Source organism: Streptomyces sp. CNH287 (assembly GCF_000424825.1).
The window spans coordinates 78,900-95,940 of record NZ_KE384252.1 but is presented as its reverse complement, the minus strand read 5'-3'; the positions used below and the strand labels follow the sequence as shown (position 1 = coordinate 95,940).

The 17,041-nt window shown below is 75.1% G+C and carries 16 protein-coding genes; 9 read left to right on the top strand and 7 right to left on the bottom strand.

What is annotated here, in order from left to right:
* Positions 1–46 precede the first annotated feature (46 nt).
* Positions 47–1,291, top strand: coding sequence for a bifunctional phosphopantothenoylcysteine decarboxylase/phosphopantothenate--cysteine ligase CoaBC (gene coaBC, locus H299_RS36705; RefSeq protein ID WP_037761091.1), 1,245 nt, complete (start codon positions 47–49; stop codon positions 1,289–1,291).
* 247 nt (positions 1,292–1,538) lie between these two features.
* Positions 1,539–2,762 (top strand): methionine adenosyltransferase, encoded by a 1,224-nt coding sequence (metK, locus tag H299_RS0127840; RefSeq protein ID WP_027751091.1) that lies wholly within the window; start codon positions 1,539–1,541, stop codon positions 2,760–2,762.
* 84 nt (positions 2,763–2,846) lie between these two features.
* Here metK and H299_RS0127835 read toward each other — a convergent pair whose 3' ends face one another.
* From H299_RS0127835 to H299_RS0127820, 4 genes are all read right to left on the bottom strand, one after another.
* Positions 2,847–3,239 carry a hypothetical protein gene (locus H299_RS0127835; protein WP_027751090.1) on the bottom strand — a complete coding sequence of 131 codons (393 nt, stop codon included), beginning with the start codon at positions 3,237–3,239 and terminating at the stop codon, positions 2,847–2,849.
* Between the two features lie 18 nt (positions 3,240–3,257).
* Complete coding sequence (locus H299_RS0127830; RefSeq protein WP_027751089.1) at positions 3,258–3,800, bottom strand: dihydrofolate reductase family protein; 543 nt, start codon at positions 3,798–3,800, stop codon at positions 3,258–3,260.
* A 91-nt stretch (positions 3,801–3,891) separates the two neighbouring features.
* Positions 3,892–4,896: a MerR family transcriptional regulator gene (locus H299_RS0127825; protein ID WP_027751088.1), complete on the bottom strand. Its 1,005-nt coding sequence runs from the start codon at positions 4,894–4,896 to the stop codon at positions 3,892–3,894.
* Entirely contained in the window at positions 4,890–5,570 is a 681-nt protein-coding gene (locus tag H299_RS0127820) for a HEAT repeat domain-containing protein (protein ID WP_027751087.1), read from the bottom strand. The genes H299_RS0127825 and H299_RS0127820 overlap by 7 nt, the downstream gene beginning before the upstream one ends.
* Positions 5,571–5,746: 176 nt before the next feature.
* On the opposite strand from H299_RS0127820, the gene H299_RS0127815 reads away from it, so the two are divergent.
* On the top strand, positions 5,747–7,891 hold the full coding sequence (locus tag H299_RS0127815) for a primosomal protein N' (protein ID WP_027751086.1): 2,145 nt from the start codon (positions 5,747–5,749) through the stop codon (positions 7,889–7,891).
* Positions 7,892–7,906: 15 nt separating this feature from the next.
* On the opposite strand, the gene leuE is transcribed toward H299_RS0127815, so the two are convergent.
* Positions 7,907–8,590 (bottom strand): leucine efflux protein LeuE, encoded by a 684-nt coding sequence (gene leuE, locus H299_RS0127810; RefSeq protein ID WP_027751085.1) that lies wholly within the window; start codon positions 8,588–8,590, stop codon positions 7,907–7,909.
* Positions 8,591–8,732: 142 nt separating this feature from the next.
* Positions 8,733–9,317, bottom strand: a complete 585-nt coding sequence (locus H299_RS0127805) for a hypothetical protein (RefSeq protein WP_027751084.1) — start codon at positions 9,315–9,317, stop codon at positions 8,733–8,735.
* Positions 9,318–9,591: 274 nt separating this feature from the next.
* Here H299_RS0127805 and fmt point away from each other — a divergent pair, with 274 nt between their 5' ends.
* The 6 genes from fmt to H299_RS0127775 all read left to right on the top strand — a co-directional run bounded on the left by fmt (position 9,592) and on the right by H299_RS0127775 (position 15,834).
* Positions 9,592–10,521 (top strand): methionyl-tRNA formyltransferase, encoded by a 930-nt coding sequence (gene fmt, locus H299_RS0127800; protein ID WP_027751083.1) that lies wholly within the window; start codon positions 9,592–9,594, stop codon positions 10,519–10,521.
* Between the two features lie 146 nt (positions 10,522–10,667).
* Positions 10,668–12,077, top strand: coding sequence for a transcription antitermination factor NusB (locus H299_RS0127795; RefSeq protein WP_027751082.1), 1,410 nt, complete (start codon positions 10,668–10,670; stop codon positions 12,075–12,077).
* A 99-nt stretch (positions 12,078–12,176) separates the two neighbouring features.
* Complete coding sequence (gene rpe / locus H299_RS0127790; protein WP_027751081.1) at positions 12,177–12,851, top strand: ribulose-phosphate 3-epimerase; 675 nt, start codon at positions 12,177–12,179, stop codon at positions 12,849–12,851.
* 201 nt (positions 12,852–13,052) lie between these two features.
* Positions 13,053–14,051, top strand: coding sequence for a sugar-binding domain-containing protein (locus tag H299_RS0127785; protein ID WP_027751080.1), 999 nt, complete (start codon positions 13,053–13,055; stop codon positions 14,049–14,051).
* Between the two features lie 65 nt (positions 14,052–14,116).
* Complete coding sequence (locus H299_RS0127780) at positions 14,117–14,599, top strand: cation:proton antiporter regulatory subunit (RefSeq protein WP_027751079.1); 483 nt, start codon at positions 14,117–14,119, stop codon at positions 14,597–14,599.
* 20 nt (positions 14,600–14,619) lie between these two features.
* Positions 14,620–15,834: a cation:proton antiporter gene (locus tag H299_RS0127775; RefSeq protein WP_037761234.1), complete on the top strand. Its 1,215-nt coding sequence runs from the start codon at positions 14,620–14,622 to the stop codon at positions 15,832–15,834.
* A 105-nt stretch (positions 15,835–15,939) separates the two neighbouring features.
* On the opposite strand, the gene H299_RS0127770 is transcribed toward H299_RS0127775, so the two are convergent.
* Positions 15,940–16,983, bottom strand: a complete 1,044-nt coding sequence (locus H299_RS0127770) for a saccharopine dehydrogenase NADP-binding domain-containing protein (RefSeq protein ID WP_027751077.1) — start codon at positions 16,981–16,983, stop codon at positions 15,940–15,942.
* Between the last annotated feature and the right edge of the window lie 58 nt (positions 16,984–17,041).

The following is a 17,041-nucleotide window of genomic DNA, read 5'->3' as shown; positions in this document are numbered from 1 at the left end:
CGCGCGGCGGGCGGCACCGCCGGCGGTTACCGGGGAGAGGTGAGCGATGGCGGAGCGGGCCAGGCCCAGGGTCGTGCTGGGGGTGGGCGGCGGGATCGCCGCGTACAAGGCGTGCGAGCTGCTGCGCCGGTTCGTGGAGTCCGGTCACGAGGTGCGGGTGGTCCCCACCGAGTCCGCGCTGCACTTCGTGGGGGAGGCCACCTGGGCGGCGCTCTCCGGCCGGCCCGTAGCCACCCGGGTCTGGGAGGACGTCGCGCAGGTCCCGCACGTCCGGATCGGGCAGGAGGCGGACCTGGTCGTGGTCGTCCCGGCGACGGCCGACCTGCTCGCGCGGGCGGCGCACGGCCTCGCGGACGACCTGCTGACCAACACGCTGCTCACCGCCCGCTGCCCGGTCCTCTTCGCCCCGGCGATGCACACCGAGATGTGGGAGCACCCCGCGACCAGGGAGAACGTCGCCACCCTGCGGCGCCGCGGCAGCGTCGTCATCGAGCCCGCCGTGGGCCGGCTCACGGGAGTGGACACCGGCAAGGGGCGGCTCCCCGAGCCGGAGGAGATCTTCGCCCTCTGCCGCCGGGTGCTGGACCGGCGCGCGGAGGCGGCGGCAGGTGCCGCGGCCGACCTCGCCGGGCGCCACGTCCTGGTCAGCGCGGGCGGCACCCGCGAGCCGCTGGACCCGGTGCGCTATCTCGGCAACCGCTCCTCGGGCAAGCAGGGTTACGCCCTCGCCCGTACGGCCGCCGCGCGCGGTGCCCGGGTCACCCTGGTCGCGGCGAACGCCGCGCTGCCCGCCCCGGCCGGGGTGGACGTGGTGCCCGTCGGCACCGCCGTGGAGCTGCGGACGGCGGTGCTCGAGGCCGCGCCCGGCGCGGACGCGGTGGTGATGGCCGCCGCCGTGGCTGATTTTCGCCCCTCCGTGTACGCCGCGGGGAAGATAAAGAAGCGGGACGGGCGGGAACCGGAGCCGATCGCCCTCGTGCGCAACCCCGACATCCTCGCCGAGCTGTCCGGCGCGCGGGCGCGGGCGGGGCAGGTGGTGGTCGGCTTCGCCGCCGAGACCGAGGACGTACTGGCCAACGGGCGGGCCAAACTCGCCCGCAAGGGCTGTGACCTGCTGGTCGTCAACGAGGTGGGGGAGCGCAAGACCTTCGGCGCGGAGGAGAACGAGGCCCTCGTGCTGGGTGCGGACGGCAGTGAGACCCCCGTTCCGTACGGTCCGAAGGAGGCCCTGGCGGACACGGTCTGGGATCTGGTGCGGGCGCGCTTCCCGGCGGCGGCGGACGGGGGCTGAGCCGTCGGCTCCGCACCTGGTCCCGCCGTGATCCACAGCCCGGAAAACCCCTCGATCGGGTGATATGGGGGGCGGTCGCGGAGGGGTGCAGAATCCGGTCAGCGCGTTCGCGGTCGTGTCGCAGTTCGAGACACCATGATTGGATGCGGCCGGAGATGGATAAACTGGCGGCGGGCCGTCCTCGGGCGCAGCCTCCGACCGGTCCGCCATGTTCAAGCCAGCAGCCGCTGCAACCCCAGGGAGCGATGTGTCCCGCCGCCTGTTCACCTCGGAGTCAGTCACCGAGGGCCACCCTGACAAGATCGCTGACCAGGTCAGCGACACGATCCTCGACGCGCTCCTGAAGGAGGACCCGCACTCGCGGGTCGCCGTCGAGACGCTGATCACCACCGGCCTGGTGCACATCGCCGGAGAGGTGACCACCAAGGCCTACGCGCCGATCTCGACGATCGTGCGCAACAAGATCCTCGACATCGGGTACGACTCGTCCAAGAAGGGCTTCGACGGCGCCTCCTGTGGCGTCTCCGAGTCCATCGGCGCGCAGTCCCCGGACATCGCCCAGGGCGTCGACACGGCGTACGAGAAGCGGGTCGAGGGAGCCTCCCAGCGGGCCGAGGAGGACGAGCTGGACGCGCAGGGCGCGGGCGACCAGGGCCTGATGTTCGGCTACGCCTGCGACGAGACGCCCGAGCTGATGCCGCTGCCGATCACCCTGGCCCACCGGCTGGCCGAGCGCCTCTCGGCGGTCCGCAAGAACGGCACCATCCCCTACCTGCGGCCCGACGGCAAGACCCAGGTGACCATCGAGTACAACGGGGACAAGGCCGTCCGCCTGGACACCGTGGTCGTCTCCTCCCAGCACGCCGCGGACATCGACCTGGACTCGCTGCTGGCCCCGGACATCCGGGAGTTCGTGGTCGAGCCGGAGCTGAACGCCCTGCTGGAGAACGGCATCAAGCTGGACACCGACGGGTACCGCCTGCTGGTGAACCCGACCGGCCGCTTCGAGATCGGCGGCCCGATGGGCGACGCGGGCCTGACCGGCCGCAAGATCATCATCGACACCTACGGCGGCATGGCCCGGCACGGCGGCGGCGCGTTCTCGGGCAAGGACCCCTCCAAGGTCGACCGCAGCGCCGCGTACGCCATGCGCTGGGTCGCCAAGAACGTCGTGGCCGCCGGCCTGGCCTCGCGCTGCGAGGTGCAGGTGGCCTACGCGATCGGCAAGGCCGAGCCGGTCGGCCTCTTCGTGGAGACCTTCGGCACGGCGGCCGTCGACGTCGACCGGATCGAGCAGGCCATCGCGGAGGTCTTCGACCTCCGCCCGGCCGCGATCATCCGCGACTTGGACCTGCTGCGCCCGATCTACGCCCAGACCGCCGCGTACGGCCACTTCGGCCGTGCCCTGCCGGACTTCACCTGGGAGCGCACCGACCGCGTCGAGGCCCTGCGCAAGGCCACCGGCCTGTAACCGGGACGGCTGCCGCGTACACCGCGCCCGAGGCCCGGCCACCCCCGCGATGACGGGGTGGCCGGGCCTCGGGCGGTAACCCGCTCACGGCGCCGTGCCCGGCACCGCTATGCTGCGACCGGCGTGGCCGGTGCGAAGGCAGCGGCTGGCCTGGGCCTGGGCCAGACCGTGCCGCTCCGGCCGGCTCAGCGTCGGCTCACCGTCCGCGTACGGCTGCCGGTGTTCGGGTGCCCGCAGCCGGGTCGTGGAGCATCCCGTCGAGCGGGGCCAGGTCCGGGAGCGGGCGTACCAGGTGGTGCACGTGTGCCGCTGCGAGTCGGGTGACACGTCCCGGGAGCGCCGGGCGGCCACCTCGTCGGAGGTGAGAGGCCGCCTCCGAGCCCGCTGAGCAGCACGTCCCTCGCAGCCGTCGTCCCGGTCCGCCTGCGAGCCGGCCTGGAACAGCGTGCCCCAGAAGCCGGACAGCGTGGCGAGCACGGACGGGGCGTTCGCGGCTCAACGGGCCACGCGGTACCAGATGTTCGTCGCGTGCGGGGCCTGGGTCAGGCTGAGGCGCTCCAGCTTGACGTGTGTGCCGCCCGGGTGGCTGAAGAGGCGTACGCCGTCGCCCAGGAGGACCGGAGCGACACAGACGAGCACCTCGTCGAGCACCCCCGCCTCCAGGCACTGGCGGGCGGTGTCGGCACCGAGGACGTTGACGTACTTGGCGCCCGCGGCCTCCATGGCCGCGGCGACGGCGCCGGGGAGGTCGGTGACGAAGGTGACGCCCGGCGGCGGGGTGGCGGGCGGGTGGTTCGTGAGCACGAACTGCGGGCCGCTCCAGCCGCCGCCGAACGCCTCGCCTTCGCCGTCCGTGCCCTCGTAGGGGTCGCTCCCGCGGAAGGTGCGGGCGCCGACGAGGAGCGCGCCGATGTCGTCGATCAGCCCGTCCACCGTCGGGTTGGGCCCCAGGCGCTCGGCCATCCAGGACATGTCGCCGTCCGGCCCGGCGATGAAGCCGTCGAGCGACATCGTGACCGAGTACAGCAGCTTCGCCATCGTGCACCTCCGCGGGGGCCGGTCCGGTTCCGCCGAACCCTACGCGCTGCCGCAGGCCCCACGCGCACCGCCGACGGGCCGGAACCCGGGGTCACCGCGCGTCGCGGAGGCGGAGCAGGTACGCGGCGGTCAGTGCGACGGCCTGGTCCTCGTCACGCGACAGCTCCGTGAGGGCATGGGACGCCGTCGTTCCCGGGATGTCCGCCAGCGCTTGGGTCAGCCGTCCGCGCGCGGGCGCTTCCGTGGCGTGGTGGGTGAGGCGGCTGATGAGCCCGGCGGCGATCTGATCGGCCGTCGCGGTGTCTCTCGCCAGTACGCCCAGGGCGTCGGCCGCGTCGGTGTCGCTCCTTCCCGCCGCGATCATGTCGACGAGCTCCGGGACCGCTTCGGCCAGGCCGCGTGCACCGAGTGCCAGGGCCGCGTGCCCGCGGACCCCGGCGTCGGGGTCCGCGAGCGCGTCCCGCAGGTGCGCGGTCGCCTCCTCTCCGGGCATCTCGGCGAGGGAGCGGACGGCGCGTCCGCGCACCGCGGTCACCGGTGAGCCCAGGCCCCTCGCCAGCAGCGCCGGGCCGCCGTCGCCCGACTGTGCCAGCGCCCAGATGAGGGCGCCGGCGACGTTCGGCTCCGTCTCGCTCAGCACCGCCTCGGCCAGCGCCTCCGCCGGCACCGCGACTTCGTCGGCCGAGGAGAGCGCCGCGCGCTGGCGGGCGTCGGCGCTCTGGGACGCCAGTGCCTGGAGGAGCGCGACGACCCGGAGGACGTCCTCCCAGTCGGCGGGGTTCGCGGTGTCGATCCGGCGCAGCCGCGTGAGCAGCTCGGTCTCGGCCGCGATGCGGTCGCGTGTCTGACGGATGAGGTCGCCGACGAGCGACGCGGGCGTGAAGCCGGGATCGTGGAGCGCCCGGCCGATCTCCCGCAACGACAGGCCCAGCGACCGCAGGCTCTCGATGTGGAAGATCCGCCGGATGTCCTGCGCGGAGTACTCCCGGTAGCCGGAGCCCGTACGGCCCGACGGACGCACCAGGCCGAGCGACTCGTAGTGCCGGAGCATGCGGGCACTGACCCCGGAGCGTCGCGCCACCTCGCCGATCAACACGTTCCCTCGTCCCTCCTGACCGGGCCCGCGAGGACCACGATGCGCTTCGCCTCCTCGATCGCCCACTCGAATCCGGCCTCCGGGTCGTGCAGCAGCCGTCGGGTGGCGTGCGCGTGCGTACGCACCTGCGGGTCGTCCGACGTCGCGGCGGTGTGCAGGACGGGCACGCTCGCCTCACCCAGCGCGATCAGCGCCTGGCTGAGACTCAGCCGCGTCTCCCGCCCGCCGCGCCCGAGCTGCGTCGCCAGGGTGCCGGCCAGGAGGGACTCCTCACCTTCCGGCACGAGCACGACCGCGGCCCGCCAGGCGCTACGCGCCACCTCCTCGTCCGGGTCGGACAACAGCTGCCGGGTGATCATCGGCCACGCCCGCCGGTCACCGATCTTGGACAGCGTGTGCAGCGCCTGGCTGCGCGCCTGCGCACGCTCCGAGCGGACCTCCCGGAGCAGCCCGGGGAGTGTCAGGGACACCGGGTGGCGGGTGAGCGCCCAGGTCAGCATCTCGCGGACGAAGAACTCGGGCTCGATCGCGCTGCGCTCGACGAGCTTGCCGACGAAGCGCGGATCGGGCGCTGTACCGGCCGCCAGAGCGGCGCGCAGCCGCACGGACGAACGGCTGTCCTCCAGCCCTCGGAGCGCACCTGCCGCATCCGCGTCACGCCTTGCCATGGTCATCGGACCACCTCCCTCTCGGGATGCAGTCAAGACCTTGTCACCGTGTCAAGGTCAACCGGTGGCGGCTGCCCGGTCACGGGCTACGGGGAGGGCGTACGCCGGCCGCGCCGCGGCGGGCGTCCGGGCCCTGGCTCCGGGGCCTCGCGCTGTCAGAGCCGTCTGCTAAGACTGAAGCCGTGAGCAGCGACGACGGGTGGGACGAGCGTTCTGGGGCACAGCCGCCGGAGCAGCTCGCGCTGCTGCGCGAGACGGTCCGCGAGGCCAGGCGGCCCAAGGCCAGGCCGCGCACCTGGCGCGGGGCCGCGCTGGCGGCCGAGCGGCCCGTGGCGCGCGTGCTGGTGGACAAGGGGCTCGTCCATCTCGACCGGTACTTCGACTACGCCGTGCCCGCCGCCATGGACGACGAGGCGCAGCCCGGCGTGCGGGTGCGGGTGCGGTTCGGCGCCGGGGAGCGGGAGGGGCGCCGCGAGGGCGGCGGGCTGATCAACGGCTTCATCGTCGAGCGTGCCCAGGAGAGCGACTTCCCAGGCGCGCTGGCCCCCCTCGCGCAGGTCCTCTCCGCCGAACGCGTGCTCACCCCCGAGCTGTTGCTCCTGTGCCGCGCCGTCGCCGATCGGTACGCGGGCTCGCTCGCCGACGTCGTGCAGCTCGCCGTGCCGCCCCGGATGGCGCGCGCGGAGAAGGCCGCACCGGCCCCGCCCCGCGAGCCGCCGCCGGTCCCGGAGCCGGGCGGCTGGTCGCGTTACCCGCAGGGCCCGGCCTTCCTGCGTGCCCTCGCCGAGGGCGCCGCCCCCCGCGCGGTGTGGACGGCACTGCCCGGCCCGCAGTGGCCGGACGAGCTGGCCCGCGCGATGGCGGCCACCCTCGCCTCCGGGCGCGGCGCGCTCGCCGTGCTGCCCGACGGCCGGGCCGCCGCCCGCGCGGACGCCGCGCTCAGCGCGCTGCTGGGCACCGGCCGCCATGTGCTGCTCACCGCCGACGCGGGCCCCGAGGCGCGCTACCGGCGCTGGCTCGCGGTCAGCCGGGGCACCGTCCGGGCGGTCGTCGGCACCCGCGCCGCGATGTTCGCCCCCGTACGCGATCTGGGCCTGGCCGCCATCTGGAACGACGGGGAGTCCGCGCACAGCGACGACCGCGCCCCGCAGCCGCACTCCCGCGAGGTGCTGCTGCTGCGCGCTGCGCACGAGAAGGCGGCGTTCCTGCTGGGCGCGCACGCGTGCACGGTGGAGGCCGCGCAGCTCGTCGAGTCGGGCTGGGCCCGGCCGCTGGCGGCCGAGCGGGAGACCGTCCGGCTGACCGCCCCCCGTATCCGCACGGTCGGCGACGGCGACGAGGGCCGCGACCCGGCCGCCCGCGCCGCCCGGCTGCCCACGCTCGCCTGGCAGACGGTCCGCGAGGCGCTGGAGCGCGGTCCGGTGCTCGTCCAGGTGCCGCGCCGCGGCTACGTGCCCCGGCTGGCCTGCGAGCGCTGCCGCACGCCCGCCCGCTGCGCCCGCTGCCACGGGCCGCTGGAGGCGCTCGGCGCGCGTGAGGCGCTGCGCTGCGGCTGGTGCGCGCGGGCGACGGAGGGCTGGCGGTGCGCGGAGTGCGGCGGGGCGCGGCTGCGCGGGCAGGTCTTCGGCGCGCGGCGTACGGCCGAGGAGCTGGGCCGCGCCTTCCCTGCGGTGCCCGTCCGCACCTCCGGCCGTGACCACATCCTGGACGCCGTGCCGGACGGCCCCGCCCTGGTCGTCTCCACCCCGGGCGCGGAGCCGCCCGCGGGAGGACCGGGCTACGCGGCGGCGCTGCTGCTGGACGGCTGGGCGCTGCTGGGCCGTCCGGACCTGCGTGCCGCCGAGGAGGCGCTGCACCGCTGGACGGACGCGGCGGCGCTGGTACGCGGCGCGGGGGAGGGCGGCACGGTGGTGGTCGTCGCCGAGCCGTCCCTGCGGCCCGTCCAGGCGCTGGTGCGCTGGGACCCGGCCGGGCACGCGGTGCGGGAGCTGGCGGAGCGTGCGGAGCTGGGCTTCCCCCCGGTCTCCCGGATGGCGGCGGTCAGCGGGCCGCCCGCGGCGGTGGCCGAGTTCCTCGCGGAGGCGGAGCTGCCGGCGGCGGCGGAGATCCTGGGGCCGGTGCCGCTGCCGCCCGTGCGCCCCGGGGCCGGGGCGGCCCGGGGCGGGGCGGGGGCGGGCGGGGAGCTGTGGGACCGCGCGCTGGTGCGGGTGCCGCAGGGCGGCGGCGCGGCGCTCGCCGCCGCGCTCAAGACGGCACAGGCCCGTCGGCTCACCCGGCGCGCGGGCCAGGCCGTGCAGCTGCGGATCGATCCCCCCGACATCGGCTGAGAGCCTGCCGGGCGCTCAGCTCGTCGTGGCGAGCTTGGCGGCGAAACCGCAGAACACCACGCTCGCCCCGGCGTTGAGTCCCGCGGACAGGCGCCTGCGGTGGCGGAACTGCGCGGACAGGTAGCTGCCGCCCAGGACCAGCGCCGTGAGGTAGAGGACGCTGATCGACTGGTAGATCACCGCGAGCAGCGCGAAGGACAGCGCCGGGTGGGGATAGGCCGGATCGACGAACTGCACGAAGAACGAGATGAAGAACAGGATCGCCTTCGGGTTCAGCAGGGTGACCAGTGCGGACTTGCGGAACGGGTGCTCGGCCGAGGCGGGGGCCGGGGCGGAGGCCGAAGCCGGGGCCGCCTCCGGCTCCGTCACGGACCGCGTGGCGGCGGTCTCGTCCCGCGCGCGCCACGTGCCCCACGCTCCGCGGAGCATGCCGAGCGCGATCCACCCGAGATAGCCGGCTCCCGCGTACTTCACCACGGCGAAGACCATCGCGTTGGCCGTCAGCAGCGAGGTCACGCCGATCGCCGTCAGCAGCATGAGAGCCGACTCGCCCACGACGACCCCGGCCGCGGCGCGGCAGCCGGTCCGTACGCCGCGCCGCACCGCGACGGACAGCGTGTACAGGGAGCTCGGCCCCGGGAGCAGAATGATCAACAGGGTGCCCACGGCATAGGTCAGGACATTCGTCACTCCCAGCATCTGTATCACTCCGCTCTCCTGCGCCCTGTGCGGCCGTCAAGTGCCGTTGAGCAGCCCAGGTTAGCCACCGGCCGACCCGCGTGGGGCGCCGCCCCCGCCCCCGCCCCGCCTCCCGGAGGCGGGGCGGCGCGGTGGTGGAAGGTCAGTGGTTGCGGGGTGCGGGGAAGACCCCCGGCCGGGTGTCCTGGCGGGCCGGAGCCGGGGACGCCGGGCGTACCGGACCGGAGCGCGCGGCGGGTACCGCCGGGAGGGGCGTGGCCGGGAGGGCGCGTGCGGCGGCCGGTTCGCCCGTACGGCCGGCCTCGCCCGGCCCGGCACCCGTACCCGTGGTGATGCCGGTGCCCGTACCGGCGCCGTCCTCGGGGTGCTGGGGCGGTGGGCTGCGCCGCGCACCGTAGCGGCGGTGCACCGCCTGCTTGGTGACGCCCAGCGCAGAGCCCACCGCGTCCCAGGAGAAGCCCAGGGAGCGGTCGAAGTCGACCGCGGCGGTCACGAGCGTCTCGACGCTGTCGCGCAGCTCCTGCGCGAGCCGCACGGTGGGGGCCGGTGCCCGCCCGTAGACGACGAAGCCCGCCGACGGGCCGGTGCGCCGGGGCCGGTAGACGTTCCCCAGTTGCGCCGTGAGCGTGCGCAGGGCGTCCACCTGCCGTCGGACCCGCTCGATGTCCCGCACCAGCAGATGCAGGCTTGCCCTCGCCTGGGCGTCGTGGGTTGCGTGGTCGGCCATGAACGAGCCTCTCGAACCAGCGTGAAAAGAACGGTTAAGGATGTGGAGGAGAAAGGAGATGAGGGGGGATCGCGGGGCGCCCCGGGCGGTCTGGTGTGGGTCAATCGCACTTGACCAACGCGGGAACGGCCGCTCTGGTCACGCACGGGGGGCGCGTATGAGCCCACGCGGGGCGCACCTGGCCGCGTACGCCCCCTGAGCCGTGCCCGCTCCCTGACGGACCGTAGACTGGAGCACCGCCGTACCCCCGCTCGCGAGAGGCAGTTCCCCACCGATGAGGCTCGTGTTCGCCGGGACCCCCGAGGTTGCCGTGCCCGCCCTGGACGCCCTGCTCGCCTCCGGACGGCACGAGGTCGTCGCCGTGGTCACCCGCCCCGACGCGCCCGCCGGACGCGGGAGGCATCTCGTCGCCAGCCCGGTGGCCCAGCGTGCCGCCGAGGCGGGTATCGAGGTGCTCCGGCCCGCGCGCCCCCGCGACCCGGACTTCCTCGACCGGCTCCGCGCCCTCGCCCCCGACTGCTGCCCCGTCGTCGCCTACGGCGCGCTGCTGCCGCCCGCCGCCCTGGAGATCCCGGCGCGCGGCTGGGTCAACCTGCACTTCTCCCTGCTGCCCGCCTGGCGCGGCGCCGCCCCCGTGCAGCACGCGCTGCTGGCGGGGGACGAGATGGCCGGGGCCACCACCTTCCTCATCGGCGAGGGCCTCGACGACGGGCCCGTCTACGGCGTGCTCACCGAGCACGTGCGGCCCACCGACACCAGCGGCGACCTGCTGACCCGGCTCGCGTTCGCGGGCGCCGGGCTGCTCTCGGCGACGATGGACGGCATCGAGGACGGCTCCCTCGAAGCCGTCCCGCAGAGCACCGAGGGCGTCAGCCGCGCCCCGAAGATCTCCGTGGAGGACGCCCGCATCGACTGGACGGCGCCCGCCCTGCGCGTCGACCGGGTCGTGCGCGGCTGCACCCCGGCCCCCGGCGCGTGGACGGTCTTCCGCGACGAGCGGCTCAAGGTGCGCTCCGTCGCGCTCGACCCGGAGCGCACGGACCTGGCACCCGGCGAGCTGGCGGCGGGCAAGAACGCGGTGCACGTCGGGACGGCCTCGCACGCCGTCCGGCTCGAGTGGGTGCAGCCGCAGGGCAAGAAGCCGATGAAGGGCGCGGACTGGGCACGCGGGGTGCGCCTCGCCGCCGCCGAGCGGCTGGGATAGCCCGCGCGTAGGCTGGCCGTACCCGTCCCGGCGCAGCGCGGCGCCCGCACCGCCGCGCACCGCCCCGCGTCAGAGCGCGCGCGGCGCAGCGCGCCGCGGCCGTACACCGCGCACCACGTCATCGCAGATCCGGAGCACCTTCACCCGTGAGCACTCGGCCACGCCGCCCCGCCAAGCCCTACCGCCGCCCCCGGAAGGACCCGGTCCGCGTCCTCGCCTTCGAGGCGCTGCGCGCCGTCGACGAGCGCGACGCGTACGCCAACCTCGTACTGCCGCCGATGCTGGCCAAGGCACGCGCCGCCGGCGCGCTCGACGCCCGCGACGCCGCGCTCGCCACCGAGCTGGTCTACGGCACCCTGCGCCGCCAGGGCACCTACGACGCGGTGATCGCCCGCTGCGTGGACCGGCCGCTGCGCGAGGTCGACCCGCCGGTCCTGGACGTGCTCACCCTCGGTACCCACCAGCTGCTGGGCACCCGCATCCCCACCCACGCGGCGGTGAGCGCGAGCGTGGAGCTGGCCCGCGTCGTCCTCGGCGACGGCCGGGCGAAGTTCGTCAACGCGGTGCTGCGGAAGATCGCCGCCGACGACCTCGACGGCTGGCTGGAGCGGGTCGCGCCCCCCTACGACGAGGACGCCGAGGAGCACCTCGGCATCCGGCACGGACACCCGCGCTGGATCGTCTCCGCCCTGTGGGACGCGCTCGGCGGCGGGCGCAGCGGCATGGAGGAACTCCTGGAGGCCGACAACGAGCGCCCCGCCGTGACCCTGGTGGCCCGCCCCGGCCGCGCCACCGCCGAGGAACTGCTGGCCGGCGACGGCACCGAGCCAGGCCGCTGGTCCCCGTACGCGGTGCGGCTGGCCGAAGGCGGCGAGCCCGGCGCCGTGGAGGCCGTACGGGAGGGGCGCGCCGGGGTGCAGGACGAGGGCAGCCAGCTGGTCGCGCTCGCCCTTGCCGCCGCCCCGCTCCAGGGACCCGACCGGCGCTGGCTCGACGCGTGCGCGGGCCCCGGCGGCAAGGCCGCGCTGCTCGCCGCGCTCGCCGCACAGCGCGGCGCCGCGCTGACCGCCGCCGAGAAGCAGCCCCACCGCGCCCGGCTTGTCGCCCGCGCGCTGGCCGGCAACCCCGGCCCGTACCAGGTGCTCGCGGCCGACGGCACCCGGCCCGCCTGGCTCCCCGGCACCTTCGACCGGGTGCTGGTGGACGTGCCGTGCACCGGCCTGGGCGCGCTGCGCCGCCGCCCCGAGTCGCGCTGGCGCCGCCGCCCGGAGGACCTGGACCGCTTCGCGCCGCTCCAGCGGGGGCTGCTGGAGCAGGCGCTCAGCGCGGTGCGGCCCGGCGGCGTCGTCGGCTACGTCACCTGCTCCCCGCACCTCGCCGAGACCCGAGCGGTCGTCGACGACGTGCGCAAGCGCCGGCCGCAGACCGAACTGATCGACGCCCGGCCCCTGCTACCCGGGGTGCCCTCCCTGGGTGAGGGCCCCGACGTACAGCTGTGGCCGCACCTGCACGGCACCGACGCGATGTACCTCGCGCTGCTGCGCCGCACGGCGTAGGCGGCACGGCGCGGGCCGCGGCCCGCGCCCCCGGGGTGCCGGCGGGCCCTCCCGGCGCCCCGCCCGCGAGCGGCGGGGGAGGGGCGGGATACTGGGGCCATGGCCCAGATCAATCCCAGCATCCTCTCCGCCGACTTCGCCCGTCTCGCCGAGGAGGCCCGCGCGGTGGACGGCGCCGACTGGCTGCACGTCGACGTGATGGACAATCACTTCGTCCCCAACCTCACCCTCGGCGTCCCCGTCGTCGAATCGCTGGCCAAGGCCACCTCCACTCCGCTGGACTGCCATCTGATGATCGAGTCCCCGGACCGCTGGGCGCCTCTGTACGTCGAGGCGGGGGCGGGTTCGGTGACCTTCCACGCGGAGGCCGCCGCGGCTCCCGTACGGCTGGCGCGCGAGATCCGGGCCAAGGGGGCGCGGGCGTCCATGGCCCTGAAGCCCGCCACCCCGATCGAGCCGTGGGAGGACCTGCTGCCCGAGCTGGACATGCTGCTGGTGATGACCGTCGAGCCGGGCTTCGGCGGCCAGGCGTTCCTGGACATCATGCTCCCCAAGATCCGCCGCACCCGGCAGCTCATCGACAAGCACGGGCTCCAGCTGTGGCTCCAGGTGGACGGCGGCGTCTCCGCCGAGACCATCGAGCGCTGCGCCGAGGCGGGCGCGGACGTCTTCGTCGCGGGCTCCGCGGTGTACGGCGCGGACGACCCGGCCGCGGCCGTGCGCGCGCTGCGCACCCAGGCGGGGGAGGCCGCGCAGAGGGCTCACGCACACTGACCGCCGCGCGCCCGCGTGCGTTTTTCCGCGCTGCTGCCGAATTCTCCCGGCTACTCGTCAGTTTCCTTCCGTGCACTGTGCACGGGACCGATCAAGGTCACCGGCGATCTGCGAGGATGAACGCGCGGCGCAGAAGCGTTTGTACGGATGAACACTCTGAACAGTGAGGTGACTGCGGTGTCGACGGGTCGAGCCACGCGAATGGGACCCGCCGAACTCGTCCAGGCGGCGGCGATGGCCCGCCGCTTCTATCTCGAGGGAAAATCCAAGATCCAGATCGCGGACGAGTTCGGCGTCAGCCGTTTCAAGGTGGCGCGCGTGCTGGAGACGGCCCTCGAACGCGACCTGGTGCGGATCGAGATCCGGGTCCCCGCCGAACTGGACGCCGAGCGCTCCGACGCCCTGCGCGCCCGCTACGGCCTGCGGCACGCCGTGGTCGTGGAGTCACCGACCGACGCCGGCGACGCGGACGACGCCGCCGCCGACCCGGAGAACCTCGGCGAGGTCGCCGCCGACCTGCTCGGCGAACTGGTCTCCGAAGGCGACGTGCTCGGCCTCGCCTGGGGCCGCTCCACCATCCACATGGCCACCGCGCTCAGAGCGCTGCCGCCGTGCACCGTCGTCCAGCTCACCGGCGTGTACGACGCGGGCACCGCGGACCGCGGCTCGGTCGAGGCCGTCCGCCGTGCGGCGGAGGTCGCCGGCGGCGAGGCTCACCCCATCTACGCGCCGATGCTGCTGCCCGACACGGCCACCGCCGCCGCGCTGCGCAGCCAGACGGGCATCGCCCGCGCCTTCGAGTACTTCGACAAGGTCACCGTCGCCGCCGTCTCCATCGGCTCCTGGGAGCCGGGCGTCTCCACCGTGCACGACATGCTCAGCGACCGCGAGCGCGCCCACTACTCCTCGCTGGGTGTCGCTGCCGAGATGTCCGCCCACCTCTTCGACGCCGAGGGCCGCCGGATCGGCCGCGACCTGGGCGAGCGCTGCATCACCGTCGAGGCCGACCGGCTGCGCCGGGTGCCCGAGGTGGTCGCCATCGCGGGCGGGCTGCGCAAGGCGGCGGCCATCGACGCCGTACTGCGCTCGGGGCTGGTCACCAGCCTGGTCACGGACACGGCGGCGGCCGACCACCTGTTGCTGGAGACACCTCCCGGGCCGCGCCCCGCCCTCGAGCGCGCGGACCCGGACGGCCGGTAGGCTGATCAGCACGGACCGTACGGGCCGGCACCGGTGCCCGAGGAGTCCGTGCCGAGGAGAAGGCCATGACCACCCGACGGACCCCGCTGCCCGGAGTGGGCACGCAGTACGACCTCGCCCCCCGGGCCGAGGGCGGCCGGCACCTCTCGGTGGTCGTGCACCAGGACGGCCGCCGCTTCCTCGGCTTCTACGACCCGCAGGACCCGGACTCCTGCCAGGCGACCGTGGCCCTCGACCCGGAGGAGGCCGCCGCGCTCGCCGAGATCGTCGCCCCCACCGACGCGGGCCACTGGGCGGGCTACCAGCTGGACCTCGAACTGGTCACCGAGCGCATCCCGGTCGGCAGCCGCTCCCCCTACCGCGGCCGGCCGCTGGGTGACACGCGCGCCCGCACCCGTACCGGCGCCTCGATCGTGGCCGTGCTCCGCCGCACCGGCGCCCACCCCTCGCCCGCCCCCGATTTCCGGCTGGCGTCGGGCGACACGCTGCTGGCCGTCGGGACCAGGGAAGGTGTCGACGCACTCGCCCAGATCATCTCCGGCAGCTGAAGGGGCCGCACGTGCACCACATGGCCGTCATGCTCATCGAGCTGGGCGCAGTCATCCTCGGCCTCGGGCTGGTCGGCCGGTTCGCCGGACGGATCGGGATGTCGCCCGTGCCGCTCTATCTGCTGGGCGGTCTGGCGTTCGGGCACGGCGGCTTCTTCCAACTCGCCGCCAGCGAGGACTTCTTCCAGGTCGGCGCGGAGATCGGGGTGATCCTGCTGCTGCTCCTGCTCGGCCTGGAGTACAGCGCCTCCGAGCTGGTCAGCAGCCTGCGCACCCAGTACCCCTCCGGAGTGGTCGACTTCCTGCTCAACGCGACGCCCGGTGCGCTCGCCGCGCTGCTGCTGGGCTGGGGGCCCGCGGCCGTGCTGGCGCTGGCCGGGGTCACCTGGATCTCGTCCTCCGGGGTGATCGCCAAGGTCCTCACGGACCTGGGGCGGCTGGGCAACCGCGAGACCCCCGTCATCCTGGGCGTCCTGGTCCTGGAAGACCTCTCGATGGCCCTCTACCTCCCGCTGCTGACCGCCGTCCTGGCGGGCGCGGGGCTCGCGGGCGGCAGCGTCACCCTGCTGATCGCGCTGGGCACCGTCGGCCTGGTGCTCTACCTCGCGCTGCGGCACGGGCGGCTGATCAGCCGCGCGGTCGGCACGGACAACCCGGAGATGCTGCTGCTGGTGGTGCTCGGGCTGACCCTGCTGGTCGCCGGACTGGCCCAGCAGCTCCAGGTCTCCGCGGCCGTCGGCGCGTTCCTCGTCGGCATCGCGCTGTCCGGGGAGACCGCCGAGAACGCGCGGAACCTGCTCACGCCCCTGCGGGACCTCTTCGCGGCCGTCTTCTTCGTCTTCTTCGGCCTCTCCACGGTGCCCGCCGAGATCCCCCCTGTGCTGCTTCCCGCGCTGCTGCTGGCCGTCACCACCGCCCTTACCAAGATCGCCACCGGCTGGTACGCGGCGCGCCGCGCGGGTATCGGCGCGAAGGGCCGCTGGCGGGCGGGCGGCGCGCTGGTCGCGCGCGGCGAGTTCTCCATCGTCATCGCCGGGCTCGCGACCGGTACGGACAGCCGCGTCGGCCCGCTGGCCACCGCGTACGTGCTCATCCTCGTCATCGCCGGGCCGCTGACCGCACGCTGGACCGAGCCCGCAGCCGGCGCGCTGCGCCGCCGCCTGGGACGTACACCCCGGCCGCCCTCCGGCGCGCCGCCGGCCGGGGCCGACACGCCGGAGCCGCTGCCGCGCTGACGCCGGGGGAGGGCCCGCGTCCCGCGCCGGTCCGCTCGGACACCACTCGTGAAGGTAGGGAAGTCTGAAGGCGCGGCGTGCCCGACCGACGGCGGCCGGGTGGGGTCACGCGTTCCGCTTCTGCGGGTGCAGGTCGAGTGCGATGTGCGGGGCGAGTGCGTGGAGGAAGTCGGGGGCATCGAAGATCTCGCCGGCGGAAACGACGCCGACGGCTTGGGTGCGGCCGGTCAGGACGCGCTCCAGCGCCTCGGTGACGAGGGGCGCGGTGACGGCGTAGATGTCCTGGCCGCCGGCCGTGGCCCGGCGTTCGGCTCCGCCGGAGCGCACGACCACGTCGACGAGGAAGGTCTGGTCGGAGCGCCCGCGCTCGTCGGCGGCGGTCGGGGCCGGGGTGTGGGGAGCGGCGACGTCGCGGGCCGCCTCAGCGCTCATGTACGTGGTCACCTCGGGGATGGACAGGTGTTGGGGAACGGTGACGACGTCCGCCATCGTGAACTCCCCGATCACCGGCCGGGGGCCCATCGGCGCCGGGAAGGTCCACTCCAGGGTGGGCGCGGCGTCGGTGCGGTGCTCCCACTGGCCGCCGCTGAAGCGCAGGCGCTTGTCGCCGCGCCGCTCGCGGGAGACCGCGCCCGAGTGCCGGGTGCCGGCCGTGGGATGCCAGTTGCTGAGGGCGTAGGCGATGTGGGCCTCGTCGGCCTCGGTCCAGTCGCCCATGGCCGCGGTGGCCAGCAGGTCACCGAGGCCGCCGAAGAAGGCCATGGCCGGGACGATCACCGCTCCCGCCTCCTGAGCCCGCTCCCGGTAGTGGTCGAAGGTGTCGAGGAGGGCCTCGAGCTCGGCGGCCACGTCCAGGTAGGGGATGCTCGCGCGGAGCGCGGCCTCGATCACGGGGCCGGTGGTCGAGGCGAAGGGGCCGGCGCAGTTCAGGACCGCCGCCGTGCCCGCCAGGGCCCGATCCAGCGAAGCCGGGTCCTCGACCGAGGCCACCCGGGCCTCCAGCCGGTGCTCGCGGGCCAGCTCCTCCAAGGTCCGCGCGTCGCGCCCGGACACAACCGGGACGAACCCACGCGCGACCAGCTCCGCGACCACGAACCGCCCGGTGTGACCGTACGCGCCGAACACCACCACCGGCTGACCTGACCCCATGAGACTCTCCCGTGCACTCGAACGCCCGCCGCGATGTCGAACCGCTGCGGCCTGACAC